The organism is Pseudomonas sp. PSE14, assembly GCF_029203285.1.
GTDB lineage: Bacteria > Pseudomonadota > Gammaproteobacteria > Pseudomonadales > Pseudomonadaceae > Pseudomonas.
Window position 1 is genome coordinate 3,675,668 of sequence record NZ_CP115669.1, and the last position, 18,602, is coordinate 3,694,269.

Consider the following 18,602-nt stretch of genomic DNA (forward strand, 5'->3'; position numbering starts at 1 on the left):
ATGACCCACAGCGAAAACCTCATCGAAATCCGCGACCTCTCGGTGGACTTCCTCTGCGGCAACGAGACGGTCCATGCGGTCGAGAAGATCAGCTTCGACATCCGCAAGGGAGAGACCCTGGCGCTGGTGGGCGAAAGCGGCTCCGGCAAGTCGGTGAGCGCCCACTCCATCCTGCGCCTCTTGCCCTACCCCACGGCCAGCCATCCCAGCGGCAGCATTCACTACGCCGGCAAGGACCTGTTGAAGCTGCCCGAAAGCAAGCTGCGCGGCATTCGCGGCAACCGCATCGCCATGGTGTTCCAGGAACCCATGACCTCACTCAACCCGCTGCACACCATCGAGAAGCAGATCGGCGAAGTCCTGGCCCTGCACAAGGGCATGAACACGACCCAGGCGCGGGCGCGCACCCTGGAGCTGCTCGATCTGGTCGGCATCCCCAACCCGGCCAGCCGCCTGAAGGCCTACCCGCACGAGCTCTCCGGCGGCCAGCGGCAACGGGTGATGATCGCCATGGCACTGGCCTGCGAACCGGAGCTGCTGATCGCCGACGAGCCAACCACCGCGCTGGACGTCACCGTGCAGCTGAAGATCCTCGACTTGCTGCGTGACCTCCAGAAGCGTCTGGGCATGGCCTTGCTGCTGATCACCCATGACCTCAACCTGGTACGCCGCATCGCCCACCGCGTGTGCGTCATGCAGCACGGCTGCATCGTCGAGCAGGCGCCCTGCGAAACCCTGTTCGAGTCGCCCCAGCACCCCTACACCCGGGAACTGCTGGGCGCGGAGCCCAGCGGCAATCCGGCCGACAACCCGCCTGGCCCGGTGCTGCTGGACGTGAACGATCTGCGGGTCTGGTTCCCGATCAAGAAAGGCGTGTTCCGCCGCACCGTAGATCACGTCAAGGCGGTGGACGGCATCGATTTCAGCCTGCCCCGTGGGCAGACCCTGGGCATTGTCGGCGAGAGCGGTTCAGGCAAGTCCACCCTGGGCCTGGCCATCCTGCGCCTGATCAACAGTCGTGGCGGCATCCGCTTCGAGGGCAACGACCTGGAGGACATGAACCAGAGCCAGGTACGCCCCTTGCGGCGCGAAATGCAGGTGGTCTTCCAGGACCCCTTCGGCAGCCTCAGTCCACGCATGTCCGTGGGCCAGATCGTTGGCGAAGGCCTGGACATCCACGACATTGGCACGCCTGAAGAGCGCGAACAGGCCATCATCGATGCGCTGAAGGAAGTCGGCCTCGATCCGGATACCCGACACCGCTACCCCCACGAATTCTCCGGCGGACAGCGGCAACGCATCGCCATCGCCCGCGCGCTGGTGCTCAAGCCGGCGCTGATACTGCTGGACGAGCCAACCTCGGCACTCGACCGCACCGTGCAACGCCAGGTGGTGGAACTGTTGCGCCGGCTGCAGGCCAAGTACAACCTGACCTACCTGTTCATCAGCCACGACCTGGCGGTGGTCAAGGCGCTGAGCCATCAGCTGATGGTGATCCGCCATGGCAAGGTGGTCGAACAAGGCTCGGCGCAGCAGGTCTTCTCCGCGCCGCAGCACGCCTACACGCAGCAACTGCTGGAAGCCGCCTTCATGGTTCCGGCGCAACCCCACTGAGACCGGAAGGAGGACCACCCGTGGGATTTCTTGCAGGTAAACGCGCGCTGATCGTCGGCGTCGCCAGCAAACTCTCCATCGCCTCCGGCATCGCCGCCGCGATGCACCGTGAAGGCGCGGAGCTGGCATTCACCTACCAGAACGACAAGCTCAAGGGGCGCGTCGAGGAATTCGCCTCCGGCTGGGGCTCCCGCGCCGAGCTGTGCTTCCCCTGTGACGTCGCCAGCGACGCCGATATCGAAGCGGTGTTCACCGAATTGGGCAAGCACTGGGACGGTCTGGACATCATCGTCCACTCCGTGGGCTTCGCCCCCAGCGACCAGCTCGACGGCGACTTCACCGAAGTCACCACTCGCGACGGCTTCAAGATTGCCCACGATATCAGCGCCTACAGTTTCATCGCCCTGGCCAAGGCTGGCCGCGGCATGATGAAAGGCCGCAACGGCAGCCTGCTGACCCTCTCCTACCTCGGTGCCGAACGCACCCTGCCCAACTACAACGTGATGGGCATGGCCAAGGCCAGCCTGGAGGCCGGCGTCCGCTACCTGGCCAGCAGCCTCGGCCCGGAAGGCACCCGCGTCAACGCCGTTTCTGCCGGCCCCATCCGCACCCTGGCCGCCTCGGGGATCAAGAGCTTCCGCAGGATGCTCGCCGCCAGTGAACGGCAGACACCCCTGCGCCGCAACGTCACCATCGAGGAGGTCGGCAACGCCGGCGCGTTCCTCTGTTCCGACCTGGCCAGTGGCATCAGCGGTGAAATCCTCTATGTCGACGGTGGCTTCAACACCACAGCCATGGGACCTCTGGAAGACGAGTAACCCACGAAAAAGCCGCCCGATGGGCGGCTTTTTGTAGGCCTTGTTGTAGGAGCGAGCTTGCTCGCGAACCCGCTTGGCGCTGGTGCCACCGGGAATTTGTTTGCGAGCAAGCTCGCTCCTACGAAAAACCACCTGCCCATGAAAAAAGGCCGCATCTGCGGCCTTTTTTCTTTTCCAACACCAGGCTGCGGAAGGCAGCCCGGGTCGATCATCACTTGGCGTTGTCGAACTTCTCGACTTTCGCCTGCGCCTCCAGTTGGCGGCGGAAGGCAGCGAAGTCTTCCTGGCCGCTGCGCGACGCGAGGAAGCGCTGGTACATGGCCTTCTCTTCGTCGGTCATCTTGGCTTCCGGCTCGCTGACACCGGAGAGACGCACCAGCACGAAGTCGCCATTGGGCAGCGCCACGCCGGACAGGCTCGGCTTGTCGGCCGAAGCCGGATGGGCCATGCGGAATACGCTCTGCAGCACGACCGGCTCGACGCCTTCCTGGCTGCGGGAAGCGGCTTCCACCACTTTCCAGCTCTGGCCTTCCTGATCCTGGTTCAGCGGAGTCTTGCCATCGCGCAGACTGGCAAGCAGCGCTTCACCGCGCGTTTTGGCATCGGCAGCGGCATGTTCCTGCTGCAGACGGGTGCGGATGGTCGCGCTCACCTGCTCCAGGGTTTCCTGCTCAGGCTTGTGATGCTCCTTGACCCGCAGCACGACCACGGTGTCCGGATCCAGCTCGATGGCGCCGCTGTTGGCACCGTCTTCCATTACCTCGGGGCTGAACGCCGACTGGATGACCTGACGGTTCGCGGTCACGCCCTCGCCGCCTTCGCGACCGAACGGTTTGCTGGTCTGTACCTTCAGCCCCATGTCCTGGGCCGGCTGGGACAGATCGGACGCCTCGTAGGCGGCGCTTTCCAGCTGCTTGGTAGCATCGACGAAGCGCTGCTCGACGAGCTGGGTCTTCACTTCCTGCTCCAGCTTCGGCTTCAGGCTGTCGAAGCTCGGAACGTCCGGCGCCTCGACGCCCAACAGCTTGATCAGGTGCCAACCGTAGGGGGTTTTCACCGGGGCCGAAACCTCGTCCTTCTTCAACGCATACAGTGCGTCTTCGAAGGCCGGGTCATACACACCACGGCCGGCGTAGCCCAGATCGCCACCATTGGCAGCGGAACCGACATCGTTGGACAGCTCTTTCGCCAGCTTGGCAAAGTCCTCGCCCTTGTCCAGGCGGGCCTTGATCTCGTCAATCTTGGCCTTGGCCTGCTGGTCGTTCTGCTTGTCGTTCACCTCGATCAGGATATGCGCGGCGTCACGCTGCTCGGCGAGACCGGCGATTTCCTTCTGGTACAGGGCATCGAGGTCTTCCTTCTTCACCGAGACCTGATCGAAGAAAGCGGACTTCTTCAGCTCGACGTAGTCGATGGTGACCTGCTCGGGGGTCATGAACTCGGTGCTGTGGGCGTCGTAGTACGCCTTGATCTCGCTGTCCTCGACCTTGCTCTTGGACGGATCGGCCTTGAGGGTCAGGGTCGCGAAGTCACGGGTTTGCTTCTCCAGGCGGGCGAAGGCCTTCAGCTCGTCGTCGGTGACGAAGCCGGTGCCCGCGATGCCCGCACGCAGTTGGCCGATCAGCATTTCCTCGCCGAACATCTGGCGGAACTGCATGCGGCTGTAGCCCATCTGGCGAATGACCTGGTCGAAGCGGTCAGCGTTGAACTTGCCGTCCACCTGGAACTCCGGGGTCTGCAGGATCAGTTGATCCAGCGCCTGCTGCGAGAAGGCGAACTTGTCCTTCTGGGCGGCCTGCAGGACCAGCTTGCGCTCGATGAGCGACTTCAGTGCGGAGTCCTTGAGCAACTTGTCGTCGAGCATGGAGGCATCGAAGTCCTTGCCCAGACGCTGCATCAGCTGGCGACGCTGCATGTCCACGGCCTGCTGCACCTCAGGCAGACCGATGTCGTCACCATTGACCTGAGCGGCGACGTTCTCGTGGTGGGTTGCGCGAATGATCTGATCGAACCCGGTCAAAGCCATGAGGACAACGATCACCCCCAGGATGGTCTTGGTGATCCAACCCTGAGAATTGTCCCTGATGTTTTGCAGCATGCGGCCCCCGAACGCGGCCACGGCCTGCCGTCAATGGCGGCGCGGCGTGGAAAAGGCGGATATAAGAAAGGCGCATCCGAGGATGCGCCTTCTCGTAACTGGTGGAGCTTGCGGGCATTTGCCCGTGACCCCTGACGATTCCTACCAGCCAAAGCCCGTAGGGTCGTCGCTCCGTGATCGACTCAACCGAAGCTGAGCCGATCCAGGTCTAGTCCAAAAAGACGCTTAGTTTACAGCATCCTTGAGGGCTTTACCGGCCTTGAAGCCCGGGATCTTAGCAGCAGCGATCTTGATCGGCTTGCCGGTTTGCGGGTTACGACCGGTGCGAGCAGCACGCTCTTTCACGGCGAAGGTGCCGAAGCCGACCAGTACGACGGAGTCACCAGCCTTCAGGGCGCCAGTTACAGACTCGATCACCGCGTCCAGAGCGCGACCGGCAACAGCTTTCGGGATATCAGCAGATGCGGCGATAGCATCGATCAGTTCCGACTTGTTCACTCTAAGTCCCCTTATTTCTGTTGAGTATGTTTCTATGTGTTAGGTGTAAGCAAAAGCAGGTGCTGGTTTGCCAACTGACAAAGCAAGTGCCGCTTTATAACAAGGGCTCAAAAACAGTGTCAAGAAAGCCCCCCAACTAATGCGTGCTGATTCGCTCCTTGGAATCAGACTCGCGTTTCTCATCCTTTGCAACCATCTCGGGAGCCGCATCGGGCAAGGGCTCCGGCGCGTATTGCAGCGCAATTTGCAGGACCTCGTCAATCCATTTAACCGGTTTAATAACGAGATCGGCCTTAATATTATCCGGAATTTCCCTAAGATCTCGGACATTTTCCTCAGGGATGATCACGGTCTTGATTCCACCCCGGTGCGCAGCCAGAAGTTTTTCCTTCAGGCCACCAATGGCCAGCACCTGACCCCGCAGGGTGATTTCACCCGTCATGGCAACATCGGCCCGAACCGGAATCTGGGTAATGGCAGAAACCAGCGCGGTGCACATACCGATACCGGCGCTCGGACCATCCTTCGGCGTAGCGCCTTCGGGCACGTGAATATGGATATCGTGCTTTTCGTGGAAGTCCGCCGGAATCCCCAGGCTCTTCGCCCGGCTGCGCACAACGGTCAGCGCGGCAGTGATGGATTCGGCCATCACGTCGCCCAGCGAGCCGGTCTTGGTCAGCGCGCCCTTGCCGGGAACGATGGCCGACTCGATGGTCAGTAGCTCGCCGCCCACCTGGGTCCAGGCCAGGCCGGTCACCTGACCGATCTGATCCTGCTGCTCAGCCAGACCATAGCGGAACTTGCGCACACCCAGGTAGTTTTCCAGGTTTTCCGGAGTCACCTTGGCGTCGATACGCTTGGCCTTGATGCCCTCCTTCACCGCCTTGCGGCAGACCTTGGCGATCTGGCGTTCCAGGCTCCGCACACCGGCTTCACGGGTGTAGTAGCGAATGATGTCGCGGGTCGCCGCCTCTTCGAAGGTCAGCTCGCCCTTCTTCAGACCATTGGCCGCAGTCTGTTTTGGCACAAGATATTTCGAAGCGATGTTGACCTTCTCGTCTTCGGTGTAGCCCGGCAGACGAATCACTTCCATGCGGTCCAGCAGCGGCGCCGGAATGTTCATGGAGTTCGCCGTGCAAAGGAACATCACGTCGGACAGGTCGTAGTCGACTTCAAGATAGTGATCGTTGAAGTTGTGATTCTGTTCCGGGTCGAGGACCTCCAGCAGCGCCGAAGCCGGATCACCGCGCATGTCGCTGCCCATCTTGTCGATCTCGTCGAGCAGGAACAGCGGGTTGCGCACGCCCACCTTGGTCATCTTCTGGATCAGGCGACCGGGCATGGAGCCGATATAGGTACGGCGGTGACCGCGGATTTCAGCCTCGTCACGCACGCCACCCAGGGCCATGCGCACGAACTTGCGGTTGGTGGCGCGAGCGATGGATTCCGCCAGCGAGGTCTTGCCCACGCCGGGCGGACCAACCAGGCAAAGCACCGGCCCCTTGAGCTTCTTCACGCGCTTCTGCACGGCGAGATACTCGAGAATGCGTTCCTTGACCTCTTCCAGGCCGTAGTGGTCCGCATCGAGGATGTCCTCGGCCTTCTCCAGGTCGTGGCGCACCTTGCTCTCGGCCTTCCACGGCACATTCACCAGCCAGTCGATGTAGGAGCGCACGACGGTGGCTTCGGCCGACATCGGCGACATCTGCTTGAGCTTGTTCAGTTCGGCAGTGGCCTTGGCCATGGCCTCCTTGGTCAGGCCGGCGGCGTCGATGCGCTTCTTCAGCTCCTCGACTTCGTTGTGGCCTTCGTCGATGTCACCCAGCTCCTTCTGGATGGCCTTCATCTGCTCGTTCAGGTAGTACTCGCGCTGGCTGCGCTCCATCTGCTTCTTCACGCGGCCGCGGATGCGCTTCTCGACCTGCAGGAGGTCGATTTCGGCATCCAGCATGGCGAGCACGTGTTCGACACGGGCGGACAGCTCGGTAATCTCGAGGATTTCCTGCTTTTGCTCGATCTTCAGCGCCATGTGAGCAGCCATGGTATCTACCAGGCGGCCGGGTTCATCGATGCTGTTGAGCGAGGACAGAACCTCCGCCGGGACCTTCTTGCCCAGTTGTACGTACTGCTCGAACTGGCTCAGCAGGCTGCGGGTGAAGACTTCGGACTCGCGCTCGCCAATGGAAGCCTCGTCAATGATCGAAACTTCCGCGCGGCAGTAGGCTTCCTCATCGATGAAGCGCTCTACCTGGCCGCGCTGCTCACCCTCGACCAGCACCTTGACGGTGCCGTCGGGCAGCTTAAGCAGTTGCAGGACAGTGGCCACGGTACCCATGCGATACAGGCCGTCTGCACCCGGGTCGTCGTCGGCCGGGTTCTTCTGCGCCAGCAACAGGATCTGCTTGTCGCCGGTCATGGCGGCCTCGAGGGCCTCGATAGATTTCTCACGGCCCACGAACAGCGGGATGACCATGTGCGGATACACCACTACGTCACGCAGGGGGAGCAGGGGCAACTCGACGAGTGTTTTCATGATATTCGGCTCTACAGCGGCACTTGGCCAAAACGATGGGATTGGACCCTTCGGCCTAAGATGGGGTTAGGACTGGGAAAAAACAAGCGCGGTAGATGGGAAGAAAAAAGGGGCCCTAGGGCCCCTTCTGGTTTCAGGCGTCAGGTGCAGCCTTGGCCGGCTGCTCGCTGTTCTCGTAGATCAGCAGCGGTTGGGAGGAGCCATCGATGACGCTTTCATCGATAACCACCTTGCTGACCTCGGTCTGCGAGGGGATCTCGTACATGGTATCCAGCAGGATGCCTTCGAGGATCGAACGCAGGCCACGGGCTCCAGTCTTGCGGTCCAGCGCCTTGCGGGCCACGGCCTTGAGCGCGTCCGGACGGAACTCGAGGTCCACGCCTTCCATTTCGAAGAGCTTGGCGTACTGCTTGGTCAGCGCATTCTTCGGCTCGGTCAGAATCTGCATCAGTGCAGCCTCGTCGAGCTCGTCGAGAGTCGCGATGATCGGCAGACGACCGACGAATTCCGGAATAAGACCGAACTTCACCAGATCTTCCGGCTCGACCTCACGCAGCGCCTCACCCACCTTCTTGCCTGCTTCCTGACTGCGAACTTCGGCGTTGAAGCCGATGCCGCCCTTGGTGGAACGGTTCTGGATGACCTTTTCCAGGCCAGCGAACGCGCCACCGCAGATGAACAGGATGTTGCGGGTGTCGACCTGCAGGAACTCCTGCTGCGGGTGCTTGCGGCCACCCTGGGGCGGCACGGAGGCCACGGTGCCTTCGATCAGCTTCAGCAGGGCCTGCTGTACGCCTTCGCCGGAAACGTCACGGGTGATCGAGGGGTTGTCCGATTTGCGCGAGATCTTATCGATTTCGTCGATGTAGACGATACCCATCTGGGCCTTCTCGACATCGTAATCGCACTTCTGCAGCAGCTTCTGGATGATGTTCTCGACATCCTCGCCCACGTAACCCGCCTCGGTGAGGGTGGTCGCATCGGCGATGGTGAACGGAACATTGAGCAGGCGCGCCAGGGTCTCGGCCAGCAGCGTCTTGCCCGAGCCGGTCGGCCCGATCAGCAGGATGTTGCTCTTGCCCAGCTCGACGTCGTCCTTGCGCTCACGCTGATTCAGACGCTTGTAGTGGTTGTAGACCGCTACCGCCAGCACTTTCTTCGCACGTTCCTGGCCGATCACGTACTGATCGAGGATGGTGCGGATCTCTTTCGGCGCCGGAAGCTTGTGCGCACTGCTCTCTGCCTGTGCCTCCTGCACCTCCTCGCGGATGATGTCATTGCACAGGTCGACGCACTCGTCGCAGATAAAGACCGAGGGGCCGGCAATCAACTTGCGCACTTCGTGCTGGCTCTTGCCGCAGAAGGAGCAATACAGCAGCTTGCCGTTGTCCTCGCCGTTGCGGGTGTCAGTCATTCGATCGTTCCAATCGGGGATATACGTGAAGGACAAGATGAAGGCATTCGCAGGCATTTTCAAGCCCGCGAAGCGGCCGGATTACCGGCCGCGGTATTGCGGAGAAACTCAGCTGGCGGAAGGACGCTGAGTGAAGACCTGGTCGATCAGGCCATAGCTGACCGCCTCTTCGCCGCTCATGAAGCGGTCGCGATCGGTGTCACGGGCGATGACGTCCAGCGGCTGGCCAGTGTGGTGCGCCAGCACCTGGTTCAGGCGCTCCTTGATGAAGAGGATTTCCTTGGCGTGAATCTCGATGTCCGAGGCTTGGCCCTGGAAGCCGCCCAGAGGCTGGTGGATCATCATGCGCGAATGCGGCAGGCAGTAGCGCTTGCCAGCGGCGCCGCCGGCCAGCAGCAGGGCGCCCATGCTGCACGCCTGACCCACGCAGATGGTGGACACGTCGGGCTTGATGAACTGCATGGTGTCGTAGATCGACATGCCAGCAGTCACGGAGCCGCCCGGGGAGTTGATGTAGAGGTGGATGTCCTTGTCCGGGTTCTCGGCCTCGAGGAACAGCAGCTGGGCAACCACCAGGTTGGCCATGTAGTCCTCGACCTGGCCGACCAGGAAGATGATCCGCTCCTTCAACAGGCGCGAATAGATGTCGTAGGAACGCTCACCGCGGGCGGATTGCTCCACCACCATCGGCACCAGACCACCAGCAGCCTGGATGTTCGGAACTTGCGGCATATAAGGATTATGCATGTCCGACGATCACTCCCTAATAAAAAGTCATGTCTCTATAGACGCACAAGCCAGCCCGAAGGCTGGCTTGTGACAATCGAACGAAGCGATGGATCAGGCCGCTTGCGGAGCTTCAGCAGGCTTGACCGCGTCTTCGTAGGATACCTGCTTGTCGGTCACATTGGCCTTCTGCAGGACAGTATCTACAACTTGTTCTTCCAGTACAACCGAGCGAACTTCGTTCAGTTGCTGGTCATTTTTGTAATACCAGGCAACAACTTGTTCCGGCTCCTGGTAAGCGGAAGCCATTTCTTCGATCATTTCGCGAACGCGGGCTTCGTCAGCCTTCAGTTCGTGCTGCTTGACCAGCTCGGCGACGATCAGACCCAGCACAACGCGGCGCTTGGCCTGCTCTTCGAATAGTTCAGCCGGCAGTTGGTCAGGCTTGATGTTGCCACCGAACTGCTGGACAGCCTGCACGCGCAGACGGTTGACTTCGTTGCCGATCAGGGCCTTCGGAACTTCGATCGGGTTGGTCTCGACCAGACCTTCCATCACCTGGTTCTTCACCTTGGATTTGATGGCCTGACGCAGTTCACGCTCCATGTTCTTGCGAACTTCGGTGCGGAAACCTTCCAGAGTGCTTTCCTTCACGCCGAACAGAGCGAAGAACTCTTCGTTCAGTTCCGGCAGCTTCGGCTCGGCGACGCTGTTGACGGTAACGGCGAACTCGGCGGCTTTGCCAGCCAGGTCCAGGTTCTGGTAGTCCTCGGGGAAGGTCACGTTCAGAACGCGCTCTTCACCAGCCGTGGCGCCGACCAGGCCTTCTTCGAAGCCCGGGATCATGCGGCCGGAGCCCAGCACCAGCAGGGTGCCCTTGGCGGAACCACCAGCGAAGGCTTCGCCGTCGATCTTGCCGACGAAGTCGATGTTCACCTGGTCGTCGTTCTGAGCGGCGCGGTCAACGGCTTCGAAACGGGTGTTCTGCTTGCGCAGGATGTCCAGCATGTTGTCGAGGTCAGCATCGGCCACTTCGGCCTGCAGGCGCTCGACCTTGATGCCGTCGAAACCGGCAACCTGGAACTCGGGGAAGACTTCGAAGGTAGCCACGTACTCGAGGCCCTTCTCCTTTTCGAACACTTTCGGCTCGACGGACGGAGCACCGGCCGGGTTCAGCTTCTGCTCGACCACGGCTTCGTAGAAGGTTTCCTGGATCAGGTCACCGAGAGCTTCCTGACGAGCGGAGGCTTCGTAGCGCTGACGGATGACGCTCATCGGCACCTTGCCGGGACGGAAGCCGGGAACCTTGGCGCGACGAGCGGTCTGCTGCAGACGCTTGTTGACTTCGGTCTCGATGCGCTCGGCCGGCACGCCAACGGTCATGCGGCGCTCAAGAGCGGAGGTGCTTTCAACGGAAACTTGCATGGATATTCCTCGTGGCACAGACGTAAGCCGGTCCTCCCGGCTCCCAGAATCAAGGGCAAGCATTCTAGTAGCTAGAAATGCAGAAGTCACCAAGACCGGAAGCTGCGGGAATTCACGGATGCGAGAGCTAATGGAGAGAAGATGGTGCGGACGGAGAGACTCGAACTCACCAGAAGGAGCTGGCTCTCGCTGGGGGGCGCATTCTGCCTGAGCCCGAGAGCGGGTGCCAGCGTGTTTTTGTTCCCAGAGTGTTCCCAGCGCCAAAGAGTGTGGCGGTGAGGAAGCCCCTCAAACCCCCCCCTCCCAGCTGAAACCCCGGATTTATGTTGACCCCTAAAAATTGGGTAATTTTGGTAATTTAATTTTCAAACCACTATTTTTACCTTTATTTTCAATGGCTTACGTGACTTTCTTAAGGGTAATTTTACGGTAATTTTGTGGTAATCGAATTACCTTTCCCAAGGGTAATCTCTCGGTTTTCTGAACCCCTTGTAAATCAAGGACTTACGGAAAAATTACCTTTTCAATTACCTCAAATTACCTTTCAAGGTAATCGCTGAAACCCAGTAACGACGCGGCTTCCAGGGGCGTTCAGACACCGAATTACCAAAATTACCTTTTTCTGAGGGGTCAACCGAAAACACAGCCTCGGGAGGGCCTCTGCCGCGCCCAGGAAAAGGGGCTCAGGCGCAGGGATTCGCAGGTGTTTCCCGCCACCGAAACACGCGGCCAGCGCCCAGCCTGGGCCGCCTGGAAGGCTCCGCAGGCGCGAAGAAAAAGAGCCCCCTTTAGCCCGCAGGCGTGGCGGGGGGACGACCGCGCGCGCCAAGGGCGAACGGTCGCCGTCAGCTTGACCTGGTCGGGTAGAATCCCCGCCCTCGTAGAACGGGAGACACCTGATGAGCTGGAACCTTGCAAACCGCCCCGCAGACGAACGCCAGGCGATGGAAGACGAGAAGGCACGGCTATTCGACTTCTGGCAACAGAACTTGGATCGCGCCAAGGCAGAGGCTGGCAAATTGTTCGGCGAAAGGTCGAAGCGAAAGGGGAAATGGTCGGAATGGGTACAAGATGAGCTGAGTGCCCTCACCCCGCCCGAATTCCAGGCGATGGTCAAGCGTGAAGTCGAGCGCCTCGTTGGCGTCGAGAAGTAACTACTCCAGCCGCCGAATCAACTGCGGCCCCTTATGAGCCGAGCTGTTCACCTCGGTGCTCACGCGGTACCACTCGAATGCCTCCGCCGGCTCGCCTTGGTGCAGTAGCATCTGCTCTGCCCGCTCAGCCGGCGTGGACGGATCCAACCATTCGGCAACCAGATCCGGCGGCAGCACTACTGGCCGCCTGTCATGCACGTCCACCAGCCCTCCCAGGGCCTCGTCCGTGACGATCGCGCAGCCATCGTGTTCACGCGCATCCTGTGTGCCTGATGGGTACTGCCCGATGGTTGCAGCCAGGCAAGGCTGTCCATCCGCCCGCCTTATATAGAAAGGAAGTTTCTTCTTCGGATCGGCCTCATCCTTCACCCACTCAAACCACCCATCAATGGGTGCAATGGCCCGGTGTGGCCAGATCGCCCGCCAGTAGGAGCTATGCGCCACCCCCTCCAGTCGGGCATTCGACGGCAGACGGTTATCTTTCGCCCAGTGCGGCTTCCATCCCCACCGCACCAGGTCTTGCACCAGAGAATCGCCTTCGACGTGCAGAAGACGAAGCGGTGACTGCGGCGGAATGTTGTACCGCGCCTCCGCTTGCTGCCGTTCTTCTGCCGGCCCGGGCCAGCGCAATAGCTCCACGATCTCCCGGAACGTCCCGAACTGCGCTACCCGTCCACACATCGTGATGCCCTCCGCCCGTCACTCTCCCCATTGTAGGAGGCACTGACAGTCTATTACTGTATTTATATACAGTAATTAGGACGAATCCCATGCTCCATGACGTCGTTGCACGCCTGCTGGCCCGTAGTCGCCCCCTTCCTCTTTTCGCTTTCCGGGTCCCTGCCGGCTTCCCGTCCCCCGCTCAGGACCACCTTGAGCGCGAAATCTCGCTTGACGAAATCCTGCAGATTCGCGCACCTCACACCTACCTGGTGCGCTCCGGCGGCGACAGCATGATCGGCGCGGGCATCCACGACGGCGACCTGCTCGTCGTCGATCGCTCCCGCGAAGCAGAGCCTGGCGACATCATCATCGCCGCCGTGAATGGCGAACCCACCGTCAAGCGCCTGGCCAGGGAAGGCCGCCAGGTCGTCCTGCGCGCCGAGAATCCCAAGTATCCGCCCCGCTACATCCTTGAAGGCGACGAGATGCTCGTCTGGGGCGTCGTCGGCTACAGCATCCGGTGCCACGACCATGGCTGAGCGCGCCATTGCCCTCATCGATTGCAATTCGTTCTACGCAAGCTGTGAGCGCGTCTTCCGCCCTGATCTGGCACGCACCCCCATCGTCGTTCTTTCCAACAACGACGGTTGCGTCATCGCCCGCAGCGCCGACGCCAAGCCACACATCGCCATGGGCGAGCCCTACTTCAAGATCAAACACAGGCTGCAGAAGCTCGGCATCCTCGCCTTCTCCAGCAACTACGCGCTCTACGGCGACATGAGCGCGAGAGTGATGACCATCCTTGAGGAGATGGCTCCGGCAGTTGAGGTCTACAGCATCGACGAATGCTTCGCTGACCTCACCGGCATACCCGGCGACCTGGTCCGCATCGGCCGCGAGATGCGCGCCCGCGTCCTCCAGCGCACCGGCATTCCCGTCGGAGTTGGTATCGGAACATCAAAGACCCTTGCCAAGCTCGCCAATCACGGCGCCAAGAAATGGCAGTCCCAGACTGGTGGCGTGCTCGATGTGCGCGCCCCATCCCGGCGTGACCGACTGCTGAAGGCCTGCGATGTCAGCGACGTCTGGGGTGTCGGCCGGCGCATGACCGAACATCTCAACGCGCAGGGAATCAGAACCGCCTGGGACCTTGCCCAGGCAGACGCCTGGACACTGCGCAAACAGTTCAACGTTGTCATCGAGAAGACCGCCCGTGAACTGCGCGGCATCGCGTGCCTGGAGCTGGAAGAAGCCGCCCCACCCAAGCAGGAAATCTGCTGCAGCCGCATGTTCGGAAAGCGGCTGCATGACCTACCTCCGATCCGTGAAGCGGTTGCCACCTACGCCGCCCGTGCCTGCGAAAAGCTCCGCGCCCAGGGGTCCTACTGCAAACGTGTGCAGGTCAGCATCCGCACCGGAATGTTCAACCCCGACGAACCCAAGTTTTCCAAGGGCATGAGCGTCGAGCTCCCCTACCCGACCGACGATACCCGGCTCATCACCAAGGCAGCCACAGACGGCCTCGAGCTGGTCTTCCGGGAAGGTTTCGCGTTCAGCAAAGCCGAGGTCCTACTGCTCGACCTGCGGCAACCTGGCGAGTTCACCGATGACCTGTTCTCGCCCGTTCAGCCCGAGCGTGCCACCCAGACCATGGCGGTGATGGACGCTATCAATGCGCGCTGGGGCAAAGGCACCGTCCGCCCTGGCGGGGTACCCGCTGAACCAGATTGGGGGATGCGCCGCGATCTCATGAGCCAAAGCTTCACCACCCGATTGGAGCAACTCTGGCGCGTCAAATGATTACAATATGCCACCAACCCAAAAGGAGCTCCGATGAAACTGACCGTTAAGCGTTCTCGCTTGAGGGAACTGGTAGCCAGGTGTCTTCGAGAGTTGTGCGTGTCATTTGTTGTTGGAGGCCTTCCCCTGCTGCTCCAGTCGAGGAATCCCAAGCAGGTCGACGAGGCTGTAAACGCCCTGCTCGCTCCTGAGTTTCTGATGTCCTACTACCTCTATCTAGTGATTGCGTTCGGGTTCATCAGCATCGTGTACCTCTACCTCCGGTCAGCCTCGGAGGAGGCTCAGCATTGGATCACAGCGACACACAAATTCATGACCGAGGTCGGCTGCGGTTTCCTGACTGCTATTCGCATGGGACTCGGGGCTACGATCGGCTTTCTTATCTGGGTCTTTGCAACACAGCAGGCATACCTGGGAAAGGATGTTGCGGCATTAACCGCCTGGGTTTGCTTCGGAATTGCAGCATCGGTCTGCCTTGCATACATCGACGAAAAGCTCCGCAACCCGAAGGAAGCAGTGGCCGAAGCAAGACGTCGAGCATGAGCTACTGCACCATCACCATCCGCTCTATCGCGACCAAGGAACGAGGTATTTCATGAGCAATGAGCGAGGATTAGCGATCCATCTCGCCTACCTGGACAGCATGCATAAGTTTGACCACTTCTTGCTGGGGGCGAGCCTCGCAGCATGCGCCTATCTTGCACAGACGAATCCGTTCGGGAAGGTCGGATGCAACGTGGAGACTATGTACCTCATCGCCCTTGCTGCCCTCGCTTTTAGTTCCTACGCGGGATTTCGCCGGCTGGAGGCAGTAACGGCTGTCCTTAGAATGAACTCCGAATATCTCGAAGCTCCTCTCACCCCTGCAGGCAGGAAACATGCCGCCAAGCTGATAGACAAGGTGAGCGAGAGGACCAACCGGTGGTACAAAATCAGAAACGGTTTTCTCTATGCAGGTTTTCTCGCTTACATAGGCACCAAGGTCATTGCCACCTACCTCCAACCATAGAAAGCCGCCTCGCACGCGGCTTTGATTTGGAAGATCAGCGCTTGTCCGGCAGCGGCGGCGCGACTTCCTTGAATCGAATAACCTCCTCCCCTGCCCATTCGTTCACCTGGCGCAGCCGCGCCTGCATGGGCTCCAGTTCGTTGGTGGTCCACACCTCCGCCGCCTCCTTGATCGACCCGAACCCGCCGGCGTTCTGCGGTACCACCCCCAACAGTTGCGGGTAGACACGCAACGCCGCGAGCTGGTCATCACGGCTGATGTTCTTGATCGCCCCGAAGTCATCCTTGGCCGCCACTTCGCTGACTGGAATCAGCTGGATGCCCTCCTTCTTGCCGTTGGGCGCGTAGACGAACAGGTTGCGGAAGTTGCCCGGGCCCTTCGCGTTCTTCAGCGCGGTCCGCAGGTTGTCGATGTCCGCTTGATCCTGGGCGGCATCGGTCATGTAGAGGATGAAGCCGGCGTGACTGCCGTTGTTGTAGTACTTCCGCCGGAACAGCGTGGCCGACTCGTTGAGCAGCGCGCTCTGCAGGGCGCAGAACCACTCCGGGATGCCATAGAGCTCCTGGTTGACGTCCGCCTCTCGGAGCTGGAATACGCTACCGGCCTCGAATTCGTGCTCATCCTTCCAGCCCAGCACCTGGAAGTAGACGCCGTCCTCGACGCCGCGGCGCATGTACTTGGCCAGCGGTGGCTGCAGTGACAGGGTGTTCATCATCCGCGCGCGGCGCTTCTCGAGGTAGCTATTGCCGAAGGTCAGCCAGTCAAGGCTGAACTGCTCGAATGCCGCCAAGCTCAGCAGGCGGTGCGGGATGAAGGTCTTGGCCAGCATGTTCCGCTTGAACATCAGCGCCGACTGGACGTAGGGGCTCGAGCGCATGCCCTTGGCCAGGCCGTACATCGACAGGGGCGGCTCGTACCAACGTCCGTTGGACCAGCATTCGACGTAGTCGAGGATGCCGCGGCTATCCAGTACCGGAGTCGGCTCCCCGAAGGTGAAGGCATCCATCGACGCCTGACGCGGAAGTAATTCGCCCTGGGCGGTGTTCGAATTGGTGGCCATGTCCTGGCGGGTGGCGGTGCTCATCAGTAGCTCTCCATGAATCCGGTGTTGGCCTTGGTCTGGCCCTCGAGCGGTTCGTTGTGCAGGGCGTGGAACAATGCCCACGCCAGGTCGGCGTGGCCGGTGTTGTCGTTGCGGCCGGCGGTGTAAGTGAACTGCCGCCCGCCAGCGGTCATGGTCTTGCGGATGGCCATCAGCGACGACGCCAGATCCGTCCAGCCGGCGTCGAACTCCAGCCGTCCGTTCTTGATCACGTCCCAGGCCTTCATCACCAGGCGCACTTTCACTTCGGGCGAGTAGCTGAAGGTGGTCAGGCCTGGGAAGAAGTTGCGCACCAGCTGGGCTACACCGGTCCCCATGCCGGTGGTGTCGATGCCGATGTAGGTTACCCAGTAGCGCTCGGTGACCTTGCGAATGAACTCGGCCTGGGCGGCGAAATCCATCCCGCGGAACTGGTGGCGCTCGAGGACGCGGAACTTTCCGCCTGGTACCAGCGGTGGCGCCACCACCACCAGGCCAGCGCTGTCGCCATTCTCCGCAGGGTCATAGCCGACCCAGACCTGCCGGTCGCCAAAGGGGCGCAGCGCGAAGGGTTTGTAGTCCTCAGCCCACTCGACCCAGCTGTCGACCATCCCAGGCTGCAGCATGGACAGCGGGAAGATGCTCGCGCCATCGTCGACGAACTGGCACATGAGCAGGTTCTGGAACGCCTCGGCGTCGTACTCACGCCGAAGCTCCTCAATGTCGAACAGGTCGCAGCCGCGACCCTCGGCGTCGAGGATCGTGACGATCTGCCGCCAGATGCTGTCCTCGCACAGCCGGCCAGGGCCCAGAGCATCGTGCGAGACATCGATCTTGACGTGCTGTGCAGTCGGTTTGCCCTTGTTGAACCGTTCGCCGGTCCAGAAGGTGTAGGCCTCATGGGCCATGCTCGAGGGCGTCGAGAAGTAGGTCCGGCGGTACTGCTTCTGCATCGCCATACCGGACGCGACCTTGTTCAGCTCGTTGAACTTGTAGGTCCAGAAGAACTCGTCGAAGTAGAAGTTGCCGTGGTAGCCCTGGGCGGTGCGGGCGTTCGTGCCGAGGAAGTACAGGTTGGCGCCGTTGGGCAAGGTGATCGGGTCGCCGGTCAGCTCCACTCCCACCACTTCGCGGGCGAAGGCCTGGATATAGGCCTTGAAGATGTGTGCCTGATTTTTGCTGGCAGACAGGAAAATCTGGTTGCGCCCGGTGACCAGGGCGTCGATCAGCGCCTCACGGGCGAAGTAGAAGGTGGCGCCGATCTGCCGGGACTTCAGGATGACCCGCGTACGCATCTCGCCAGCGCGGTACCAGTCCTTCTGGTAATCGAAACTCTGGTCGAGGAACGCCTCGATCAGCTTCTCGACCAGATCCTCGTCGATATCGTTACGCTTGGGCTTCCGCTTGGGCGCCGCGTTGCGCTTGGCCAGTTCGGGGTTGAGATCCGTCTCGGTTCCGCCATCCTGGTAGCGCTGGATGCGCGCCTGGCGCTCCAGCTGGCGGTGCAGCAGATCGATTTCCTTGAAGTCTCCGCTGGTCTTGCCGTCCTTCAGGATCAACTGGACGAGACGGGCTTCCAGCGCGCCGCCAATCCGTTCTACGCTGTCGGCCCGATCCCAGCTGTCGCGATCCTTCCAGCTGTGAAGGGTCTTCTCCTTCTCGCTCAGGAAGTCGGCGATATCGCAGACACGCCAGCCCATCCAGTACAGGAATTTGGCCTGGCGGCGGTTGTCTCGGACAGGGATTTCGGCGGTCACATTCATGGCGCC

Annotated in this window: 16 protein-coding genes; 7 read left to right on the top strand and 9 right to left on the bottom strand. The window is 61.0% G+C overall.

Annotated elements, in window-relative coordinates:
- Together O6P39_RS16690 and fabI are read left to right on the top strand one after the other, a co-directional pair.
- Window positions 1-1,614: an ABC transporter ATP-binding protein gene (locus tag O6P39_RS16690; protein ID WP_275607611.1), complete on the top strand. Its 1,614-nt coding sequence runs from the start codon at window positions 1-3 to the stop codon at window positions 1,612-1,614.
- Between the two features lie 20 nt (window positions 1,615-1,634).
- A complete protein-coding gene (gene fabI / locus O6P39_RS16695) occupies window positions 1,635-2,432 on the top strand; it encodes an enoyl-ACP reductase FabI (protein ID WP_275607612.1) in 798 nt (265 codons plus the stop codon).
- A 211-nt stretch (window positions 2,433-2,643) separates the two neighbouring features.
- Here fabI and O6P39_RS16700 read toward each other — a convergent pair whose 3' ends face one another.
- The 6 genes from O6P39_RS16700 to tig all read right to left on the bottom strand — a co-directional run bounded on the left by O6P39_RS16700 (window position 2,644) and on the right by tig (window position 11,126).
- Window positions 2,644-4,530: a SurA N-terminal domain-containing protein gene (locus O6P39_RS16700; protein ID WP_275607613.1), complete on the bottom strand. Its 1,887-nt coding sequence runs from the start codon at window positions 4,528-4,530 to the stop codon at window positions 2,644-2,646.
- A 225-nt stretch (window positions 4,531-4,755) separates the two neighbouring features.
- On the bottom strand, window positions 4,756-5,028 hold the full coding sequence (gene hupB, locus O6P39_RS16705; protein ID WP_003087931.1) for a nucleoid-associated protein HU-beta: 273 nt from the start codon (window positions 5,026-5,028) through the stop codon (window positions 4,756-4,758).
- 136 nt (window positions 5,029-5,164) lie between these two features.
- On the bottom strand, window positions 5,165-7,561 hold the full coding sequence (gene lon, locus O6P39_RS16710; protein ID WP_275607614.1) for an endopeptidase La: 2,397 nt from the start codon (window positions 7,559-7,561) through the stop codon (window positions 5,165-5,167).
- 133 nt (window positions 7,562-7,694) lie between these two features.
- A complete protein-coding gene (clpX, locus tag O6P39_RS16715; RefSeq protein WP_207888318.1) occupies window positions 7,695-8,975 on the bottom strand; it encodes an ATP-dependent Clp protease ATP-binding subunit ClpX in 1,281 nt (426 codons plus the stop codon).
- 108 nt (window positions 8,976-9,083) lie between these two features.
- Window positions 9,084-9,722, bottom strand: a complete 639-nt coding sequence (gene clpP, locus O6P39_RS16720) for an ATP-dependent Clp endopeptidase proteolytic subunit ClpP (protein ID WP_041711910.1) — start codon at window positions 9,720-9,722, stop codon at window positions 9,084-9,086.
- Window positions 9,723-9,815: 93 nt separating this feature from the next.
- Complete coding sequence (gene tig / locus O6P39_RS16725) at window positions 9,816-11,126, bottom strand: trigger factor (RefSeq protein ID WP_275607615.1); 1,311 nt, start codon at window positions 11,124-11,126, stop codon at window positions 9,816-9,818.
- Between the two features lie 899 nt (window positions 11,127-12,025).
- On the opposite strand from tig, the gene O6P39_RS16730 reads away from it, so the two are divergent.
- Complete coding sequence (locus tag O6P39_RS16730; RefSeq protein WP_275607616.1) at window positions 12,026-12,280, top strand: hypothetical protein; 255 nt, start codon at window positions 12,026-12,028, stop codon at window positions 12,278-12,280.
- On the opposite strand, the gene O6P39_RS16735 is transcribed toward O6P39_RS16730, so the two are convergent.
- A complete protein-coding gene (locus O6P39_RS16735) occupies window positions 12,281-12,961 on the bottom strand; it encodes an SOS response-associated peptidase (RefSeq protein ID WP_275607617.1) in 681 nt (226 codons plus the stop codon).
- 89 nt (window positions 12,962-13,050) lie between these two features.
- Here O6P39_RS16735 and umuD point away from each other — a divergent pair, with 89 nt between their 5' ends.
- The 4 genes from umuD to O6P39_RS16755 are packed head-to-tail and all read left to right on the top strand — an operon-like array spanning window position 13,051 to window position 15,752.
- Complete coding sequence (umuD, locus tag O6P39_RS16740; RefSeq protein ID WP_275607618.1) at window positions 13,051-13,482, top strand: translesion error-prone DNA polymerase V autoproteolytic subunit; 432 nt, start codon at window positions 13,051-13,053, stop codon at window positions 13,480-13,482.
- Complete coding sequence (umuC, locus tag O6P39_RS16745) at window positions 13,475-14,743, top strand: translesion error-prone DNA polymerase V subunit UmuC (protein WP_275607619.1); 1,269 nt, start codon at window positions 13,475-13,477, stop codon at window positions 14,741-14,743. The genes umuD and umuC overlap by 8 nt, the downstream gene beginning before the upstream one ends.
- A gap of 33 nt (window positions 14,744-14,776) precedes the next feature.
- Window positions 14,777-15,286, top strand: a complete 510-nt coding sequence (locus O6P39_RS16750; protein ID WP_275607620.1) for a hypothetical protein — start codon at window positions 14,777-14,779, stop codon at window positions 15,284-15,286.
- 52 nt (window positions 15,287-15,338) lie between these two features.
- Window positions 15,339-15,752, top strand: coding sequence for a hypothetical protein (locus tag O6P39_RS16755; RefSeq protein ID WP_275607621.1), 414 nt, complete (start codon window positions 15,339-15,341; stop codon window positions 15,750-15,752).
- Window positions 15,753-15,786: 34 nt separating this feature from the next.
- On the opposite strand, the gene O6P39_RS16760 is transcribed toward O6P39_RS16755, so the two are convergent.
- The gene (locus O6P39_RS16760; RefSeq protein WP_275607622.1) at window positions 15,787-16,836 is read right to left on the bottom strand and encodes a phage portal protein; all 1,050 of its coding nucleotides are present in this window, start codon (window positions 16,834-16,836) and stop codon (window positions 15,787-15,789) included.
- On the bottom strand, window positions 16,836-18,596 hold the full coding sequence (locus tag O6P39_RS16765; RefSeq protein WP_275607623.1) for a terminase ATPase subunit family protein: 1,761 nt from the start codon (window positions 18,594-18,596) through the stop codon (window positions 16,836-16,838). Before O6P39_RS16765 ends, O6P39_RS16760 begins: the two co-directional genes overlap by 1 nt.
- Window positions 18,597-18,602 lie beyond the last annotated feature (6 nt).

What these genes read in the sequence shown, in the direction of transcription:
- O6P39_RS16690 (WP_275607611.1), top strand. Translation starts at nt 1, where the DNA reads ATGACCCACAGCGAAAACCTCATCGAAATCCGCGACCTCTCGGTGGAC.
- O6P39_RS16700 (WP_275607613.1), bottom strand. Translation starts at nt 4,530, where the DNA reads ATGCTGCAAAACATCAGGGACAATTCTCAGGGTTGGATCACCAAGACC.
- lon (WP_275607614.1), bottom strand. Translation starts at nt 7,561, where the DNA reads ATGAAAACACTCGTCGAGTTGCCCCTGCTCCCCCTGCGTGACGTAGTG.
- clpX (WP_207888318.1), bottom strand. Translation starts at nt 8,975, where the DNA reads ATGACTGACACCCGCAACGGCGAGGACAACGGCAAGCTGCTGTATTGC.
- clpP (WP_041711910.1), bottom strand. Translation starts at nt 9,722, where the DNA reads ATGCATAATCCTTATATGCCGCAAGTTCCGAACATCCAGGCTGCTGGT.
- tig (WP_275607615.1), bottom strand. Translation starts at nt 11,126, where the DNA reads ATGCAAGTTTCCGTTGAAAGCACCTCCGCTCTTGAGCGCCGCATGACC.
- O6P39_RS16730 (WP_275607616.1), top strand. Translation starts at nt 12,026, where the DNA reads ATGAGCTGGAACCTTGCAAACCGCCCCGCAGACGAACGCCAGGCGATG.
- O6P39_RS16735 (WP_275607617.1), bottom strand. Translation starts at nt 12,961, where the DNA reads ATGTGTGGACGGGTAGCGCAGTTCGGGACGTTCCGGGAGATCGTGGAG.
- umuD (WP_275607618.1), top strand. Translation starts at nt 13,051, where the DNA reads ATGCTCCATGACGTCGTTGCACGCCTGCTGGCCCGTAGTCGCCCCCTT.
- umuC (WP_275607619.1), top strand. Translation starts at nt 13,475, where the DNA reads ATGGCTGAGCGCGCCATTGCCCTCATCGATTGCAATTCGTTCTACGCA.
- O6P39_RS16750 (WP_275607620.1), top strand. Translation starts at nt 14,777, where the DNA reads ATGAAACTGACCGTTAAGCGTTCTCGCTTGAGGGAACTGGTAGCCAGG.
- O6P39_RS16755 (WP_275607621.1), top strand. Translation starts at nt 15,339, where the DNA reads ATGAGCAATGAGCGAGGATTAGCGATCCATCTCGCCTACCTGGACAGC.
- O6P39_RS16760 (WP_275607622.1), bottom strand. Translation starts at nt 16,836, where the DNA reads ATGAGCACCGCCACCCGCCAGGACATGGCCACCAATTCGAACACCGCC.
- O6P39_RS16765 (WP_275607623.1), bottom strand. Translation starts at nt 18,596, where the DNA reads ATGAATGTGACCGCCGAAATCCCTGTCCGAGACAACCGCCGCCAGGCC.